We start from the raw sequence: 641 nt of genomic DNA on the forward strand, positions 1-641 counted from the left end.
CTCGGCACCGTCAAGACGATCAGCGTCAAGCGGGAGGGCTCCCGCTGGTGCGTCGTGCTGTCGTGCGACGAGGTGCCGGCCGAGCCCCTGCCCGTGACGGGCTCGGTCGCGGGGATCGACATGGGCGTCGCGTCGCTGGCCACCACATCCGACGGCGACCACATCGAAAACCGTCGGCACCTGGCCGCGTCCGCTGAGCGGCTGGCCGCCGCTCAGCGGGATCTCGCCCGCAAGAAGCGGGGTTCCAGGCGCCGCGGTGAAGCCGTGGCGCGCGTCGCCGCGCTGCATGCCAGGGTGCGCCGCCAGCGGTTGGACGGCGCGCACAAGGCCGCACTCGCACTGGTCCGCGACTACGACGTGATCGTGCACGAGGACCTGCGGATCGCCACCATGACCCGCTCGGCCTCCGGCACGATTGCCCAGCCCGGACAGAACGTCGCGGCCAAGTGCGGCCTGAACCGCAGCATCCTGGACGCGGGTTGGGGGGTGTTCCTGCGTGTGCTCGCGTACAAGGCTGAAAGCGCCGGTCGTGAGCTGATCGCGGTGAATCCCGCCGGCACCTCCCGCACCTGCTCGCGGTGCGGGCACTGCGCGAAGGACAACCGCCTCACCCAAGCCCGGTTCCGATGCCAGGCGTGCGG

1 protein-coding gene is annotated in these 641 nt (G+C 71.5%); it reads left to right on the forward strand.

Annotated elements, in window-relative coordinates; all coding sequences use genetic code 11:
• A partial coding sequence (locus Mam01_RS36135) for an RNA-guided endonuclease InsQ/TnpB family protein (RefSeq protein ID WP_204289706.1) occupies positions 1-641 on the forward strand: 641 nt, incomplete at both ends.

Source organism: Microbispora amethystogenes (assembly GCF_016863015.1).
GTDB lineage: Bacteria > Actinomycetota > Actinomycetes > Streptosporangiales > Streptosporangiaceae > Microbispora > Microbispora amethystogenes.